Genomic DNA, 5266 nt, shown 5'->3' with positions numbered 1-5266 from the left:
TCTTCCAATTCTTCGTCTTCATCAAGTTCAAGTTCCTCGACATCTTCATCAAGGTCATCTATCTCTTCAAGAGTTTCATCTTCATCGATACTGTCTATTCCCGGGCCATCTATTCCATCAAGGGTTTCAGCTTCACCGAGGCCTTCACTCTTTTCAAAGTCAACGTCCCCCTTTTTTAGCCTTTTGAGTCCCGGAGTAGATTCCATATCTTCTTCGGGAAGGACATTTTCAGTTATTTTATTCAGAATTTTTTTGATTTGGTTAACAAGATCTTCAGAATCAGTATCAGAGTCCTCTAACTGAATATTATCGAGGAAATCTGTAACGGTTTTTAGAAGATTTGTGGCCTGATCAAGATTAATATCTCCAGTTTTAACGGCATCTGTAAAAGAGTTGAGGAGCTTGTTTTTTGCTTCCTGGGTCATATCAAATACATTTGAATCAGAAATGATAATGTTTTCAGGATTCTGTTCCTTTTTGGAGAGCTTTTCCAAATCCGCATTAATCGAAGATTTAATACTTGAGAAATTTCTTCGTTTTGTTTTGATTTTTGAAAGATTGTCACCAACATCCCAGATGGATTTGATCAGGATATCCGTATCAATTGAATCTAATTGTTTTGTGGACTCCTCTGAAGTATAAAAAGCCCTTATTGCAAAGATCGTTTTCTGTTTTACCGAATTTTGTCGGTAATTAAGGTTGGCAATTGCCTGGTCTATCCCTTCAAAAGAGATGGATATGTTCGCCAAAGGCTTTAATCTCCTGTTTGTAGTTTGATATTGCTTCACATTATGATATATTCACAATATTATTTCAACTCATCCTGAATATTTCATTATATTTTTTATATTTGGAAATGGGGGGGATCACCTTTATATTTAAACTAGGATTGAAATTTTTGATAATTGTGCTAAAGGTATATGGTTATGAGTAAAATAATTACCATTGCAGGCCAGAAGGGCGGGACAGGAAAAAGCATTACAGCGGTAAATCTTGCCACATCATTTGCGTTATTTGAAAAAAATACGCTGTTAATAGACTGTGATCCCCAGGGCTGTTCCACTCAATGGTGCGGTATTAAGGGCTTGGATTATAATTGTGATATCACATCAGTTTTGTCGGGTCGGGCAAAGGTTACAGATGCGATTGTAAAAACTCAAGTCAACTACCTGGATATGATGCCCGCAGGATTTAATTTGTTTCAAGCTGCTTTGAATTTGGCCAAAAATCCTGGAAATGAAAAGATTTTACGTCTTTTTTTAAAGGATGTTGAAGACGAGTATGAGTATATTATTATTGACTCACCTTCGTCATATAATTTTTTAAGTGTTACGGCTATGGCGGCAGCTGATTGGCTGCTTGTCTGCATGACTGTTCATCACAATTCGGTTGAAGATTTCCATTGTCTGCTCCGAATGGTAAAATATATTCGGACAACTCACAATGTTCCCTTGAAAATAGCCGGAGTTCTTTTCAACAGGTGTGAAACAAAAGAAGATATCCTTTTCTTTCTGGAAAATCAGGATTTATCAGATATAAAACAAATGGTTTATAATACATTTATTCCTGAAGATGACAATATTAAAAAAACAATCGATTTAAAGATCCCTGTAGCATTGCATGATATAAAAAGCCCGGCGGCTGAGGCATATCTGAGTTTTGCAAAGGAGCTGCATTTTTTCTTCAAATAGAGAGGTATTCTATGAAACTTACAAATCCCGAGACCATTCAGGAAAGTGAAAAAGAATTTATTGATACAATAAATGCAGAATTAGATTGGGAAGCCATTGAAAAGATGCTTCTTGAAAAGCATAGTTTTACACTTCAAGATGAAATAGACTATAAAAATGGTGATTTGATAGTTTATAACGATAATATTGCTTATAAATTTGAGTTTGAAATTAAGGTCCCATTATCTGTGATTTTTAACAGGCAAGGCGAATGTTTAGAGATTTCAACCTTACGGGATGATTTTGAGGAAGAGGGCGAAGACGATTTGCTTCATGAAGAGAATACAGCCCCTCCAATAAGCCCTGAGCAAGATGACAAGGTGGCTCAGATGGCTTCAAATATTGCAGATATGATTTCTGAAATAAACCAGCCCGAAACAAAACAGCCGGAAACAAAACAGCCGGAAACAAATCAAAAAGGTGAATGATGGATACAGATGCTAAACAAAACGAGGAACTATCTCCCACATTTGTAAGAGATCAATTGGATGAGATTCTTGCACGGGAAATTACCGCTCTGCTGGATGTGGATTCATATTCTGCAATGATGTCTTTTAACCTGGCAAGCATTTCCTGCATTACACTTATCATTGAAAGAGAAAGAGAAATTAAGCAGTATTCGGATTTTCCGCCGGAAAGATATACAAAAGATTCATTTGTCAATGAACTGATAGATATTGGGCTTGAAAAAGATGATACACTTGAAAAAACGATTAGTTCTGTTTTGAACAAAGGGTATATCACTACGGATACAAATGGCCAGTTAAAAGCGGAAATGCCCGCTTTTATGATGGTTGGTTTTCTTGACAGCATGTTCCCCGGTATGCAGGGCATGAACCTGGTTGCCTTTGTTCTTCAAATGAATGATGAGGTAAATTCAGGAAGGAAAAGTCTTGAACTTGCTAAGGATAGTTTTAAATCTACTTTGAAAAGCCGCGGAGTATCCGTTTCAAAGGATAGTGCCCAGAAAAAAGCTTCCCAAATAGTTTCAGGTGATGGTGTAACCCAAAGCCAGTCAAAGGAAATTTCCCGGGAATTAAAAAAAGAAAATTTTAATCGTTTGTCAAAGTTAATCAAAAAAAGAAAAAAACACTCGCTTGATTCTCCCGGGCAATTAAAAATAAAGGATGTTTTTGATAAAGGTCCTTCAAAACAAGAATTAGAAGCTAAAAAAGCAGAGATAAAAAAGACAGAACAAGCAGCAAAAAAAGCAGCAGAACTTGCAAAAGAGCTGGCTGAAAAGGATGAAAAAATACGGGAAGCAGAAGAGATCGCTAAGCAAGCCGCAAGACAGCTTCAGGAAATTGAACTAAGGGAAAAACAGCTTTTGGCAGCCCAGAAAGAAGCGCTTAAATCCGAGGAAAAGGCATCCCAATTAGAAGCCCGTGAAGCCCAGATGGCTGAGAAAGAAGCACAGTTAAAAGCTTTGGAAGAAAGACTCAAACAGGATGAAGAACAAAAATTGCAACGTGAAGAACAAGACAGGCAAAAACAGATCCAGGAAGAACAAATGAAAAAGACTTCTAAGGCAGATGAAGATATTGAATCTCAGATTGCTGCCTTTGAAAGCGAATTGACCATGCCTTGCCCTCTTTGCAAAGACGGGGAGGTTGTTTCAAAAACAACGGAAAAGGGAAAAGAGTTTTTTTCATGTACCCAATCGGATTGCCGGTTTGTTTCCTGGGATAAACCCTATCATTTTGAGTGCCCTTTATGTAAAAATTCATTTTTAACGGAAACCACGACTCCCAACGGTGAAAAAGGACTCAAATGTCCCCGCGCATCCTGCTCATATACTCAGAACAACCTGTTTGATCCAAAACAGAACATGATGGCTCAGGCAGCAACCAAATCAGCACCTAAAAAGAAGAAAAAGGTGGTTAGAAGAAGAAAGAGACGTTAATGGAGATATTTTTTATCGATAAAAGGCTTGAAAGTATTTATTCAAAAGTCTTAAAAGGTTCCCGTCTTTCCAAGGAAGACGGGATTTGTATTTATGAAACCCATGATTTGATCGGCTTAGGGCTGATTGCAAACCATGTCAGAAGGTCTTTGCACGGTAATAAGGCGTTTTATATTTATAATCAGCATTTAAATTATACCAATATCTGCAAGAACAGGTGCCGGTTCTGCGCATATGCCAGGGATCGCGAAGAAAAAGGCGCCTATGCCTGGTCTATTGACCAGATTGAAAAAAGACTTTTGGAGCGTATTGATGAACCGGTTAATGAATTGCATATTGTAGGGGGACTCAATGTTGATTTGGATTTTGAATATTTCATTGATCTTTTAAAGACAGTCAAAAGGGTCAGACCGAACGCCACCATTAAAGCATTTACCTGTGTGGAAATTGATTATTTGTCCAATCTTGCCGGACTTTCTTTGGAAGATACCATTCAAAGACTTAAGGATGCCGGGCTTGAAATGATGCCGGGTGGTGGGGCAGAGATACTGAATTCAAGGGTCCATAAAGAATTGTTTCCCAAAAAAATCGGGCACGTTCGTTGGTTTGAGATTGTAAGGGCTGTTCACAAGGCAGGAATTAAAACCAATGCCACCATGTTGTACGGTCATATTGAAACCATGGAAGAAAGAGTAGATCATCTCATCTCGCTGAGAGAATTACAGGATGAAACAGCCGGGTTTTCCGCCTTTATCCCCTTGGCATTTCATGCCGAAAATACCAAGCTTTCCCATCTCCCTCCAACAACTGCAGTGGATGATTTGAAGAATGTGGCGGCAGCGCGTCTGATGCTGGATAATTTTGCTCACATTAAAGCATATTGGGTGATGATAGGCGAAAAACTTGCCCAGGTGGCTTTAAGTTTTGGAGCTGATGATCTGGATGGGACGATTATAGAAGAAAGGATTACCCACATGGCCGGTGCTAAATCCGCCAAAGGCCTTACAAAAGATCAAATGGAGGACATGATTACTAAAGCCGGGCTTGAACCTGTTGAGCGGGATTCTTTCTATCATCCGATTAAATGATTGTGTGAATATAATGAACAAATTAAATCATATTATTGAGAAAATTAAAAAAAATCAAAGAATTGATATCAATGAAGGCCTTGCTTTATTCAGGCAGGCTGATTTTTTAACCCTTGCAACTCTTGCAAACCAAAAACGGTTTTTTTATCATCCAAATAAAATTGTCACTTATGTGGTGGATAGAAATATCAATTATACGAATATCTGCGTGTCAGGCTGCCGGTTTTGCGCATTCTTTGAACCGCCCAATAAGGATCATGGTCAGGATAAAGGATATGTTATTTCAAAAGAGGAACTCACTGATAAAATTCAGGAGACCATAGACCTTGGCGGTACGCAGATTCTGTTGCAGGGCGGCATGAACCCTGATCTTAGTATTGATTATTATGTTGGTCTGTTACGGTATATTAAAGAAAATTTTGATATTCATATTCACGGATTTTCTCCTCCTGAAATAGATTTTATTGCAAAGAAGTCTTGACTGTCCATCAGTGAAACCATATTAATTCTAAAAAAGACCGGCCTTTCTTCCATTCCCTGCGGCC

Annotated in this window: 5 protein-coding genes and 1 pseudogene; 5 read left to right on the top strand and 1 reads right to left on the bottom strand. The window is 38.2% G+C overall.

Annotated features, from left to right (window positions below; genetic code table 11):
- A pseudogene (locus K8S13_RS23405) lies at nucleotides 1-749 on the bottom strand (hypothetical protein); the annotation flags it as partial.
- Nucleotides 750-926: 177 nt separating this feature from the next.
- Between K8S13_RS23405 and K8S13_RS23400 the strand changes: the two are divergent.
- The 5 genes from K8S13_RS23400 to K8S13_RS23380 are packed head-to-tail and all read left to right on the top strand — an operon-like array spanning nucleotide 927 to nucleotide 5202.
- Entirely contained in the window at nucleotides 927-1691 is a 765-nt protein-coding gene (locus K8S13_RS23400; RefSeq protein ID WP_291466143.1) for a ParA family protein, read from the top strand.
- 11 nt (nucleotides 1692-1702) lie between these two features.
- Nucleotides 1703-2158 (top strand): hypothetical protein, encoded by a 456-nt coding sequence (locus K8S13_RS23395; protein WP_291466142.1) that lies wholly within the window; start codon nucleotides 1703-1705, stop codon nucleotides 2156-2158.
- Nucleotides 2155-3633 (top strand): DNA topoisomerase I, encoded by a 1479-nt coding sequence (locus K8S13_RS23390; RefSeq protein ID WP_291466141.1) that lies wholly within the window; start codon nucleotides 2155-2157, stop codon nucleotides 3631-3633. Before K8S13_RS23395 ends, K8S13_RS23390 begins: the two co-directional genes overlap by 4 nt.
- The gene (gene mqnE / locus K8S13_RS23385; protein WP_291466140.1) at nucleotides 3633-4721 is read left to right on the top strand and encodes an aminofutalosine synthase MqnE; all 1089 of its coding nucleotides are present in this window, start codon (nucleotides 3633-3635) and stop codon (nucleotides 4719-4721) included. The genes K8S13_RS23390 and mqnE overlap by 1 nt, the downstream gene beginning before the upstream one ends.
- Nucleotides 4722-4734: 13 nt before the next feature.
- Nucleotides 4735-5202, top strand: a complete 468-nt coding sequence (locus K8S13_RS23380) for a radical SAM protein (protein ID WP_291466139.1) — start codon at nucleotides 4735-4737, stop codon at nucleotides 5200-5202.
- Nucleotides 5203-5266: the final 64 nt, after the last annotated feature.

It is taken from the genome of Desulfobacula sp. (assembly GCF_021107415.1).
Note: the sequence above shows the minus strand (reverse complement) of the source record. Positions and strands in the feature narration are given on the sequence as shown.

Bases quoted from the DNA above. Each gene is read 5' to 3' on its own strand.
- K8S13_RS23400 (WP_291466143.1), top strand. From the start codon at position 927: ATGAGTAAAATAATTACCATTGCAGGCCAGAAGGGCGGGACAGGAAAA.
- K8S13_RS23395 (WP_291466142.1), top strand. From the start codon at position 1,703: ATGAAACTTACAAATCCCGAGACCATTCAGGAAAGTGAAAAAGAATTT.
- K8S13_RS23390 (WP_291466141.1), top strand. From the start codon at position 2,155: ATGATGGATACAGATGCTAAACAAAACGAGGAACTATCTCCCACATTT.
- mqnE (WP_291466140.1), top strand. From the start codon at position 3,633: ATGGAGATATTTTTTATCGATAAAAGGCTTGAAAGTATTTATTCAAAA.
- K8S13_RS23380 (WP_291466139.1), top strand. From the start codon at position 4,735: ATGAACAAATTAAATCATATTATTGAGAAAATTAAAAAAAATCAAAGA.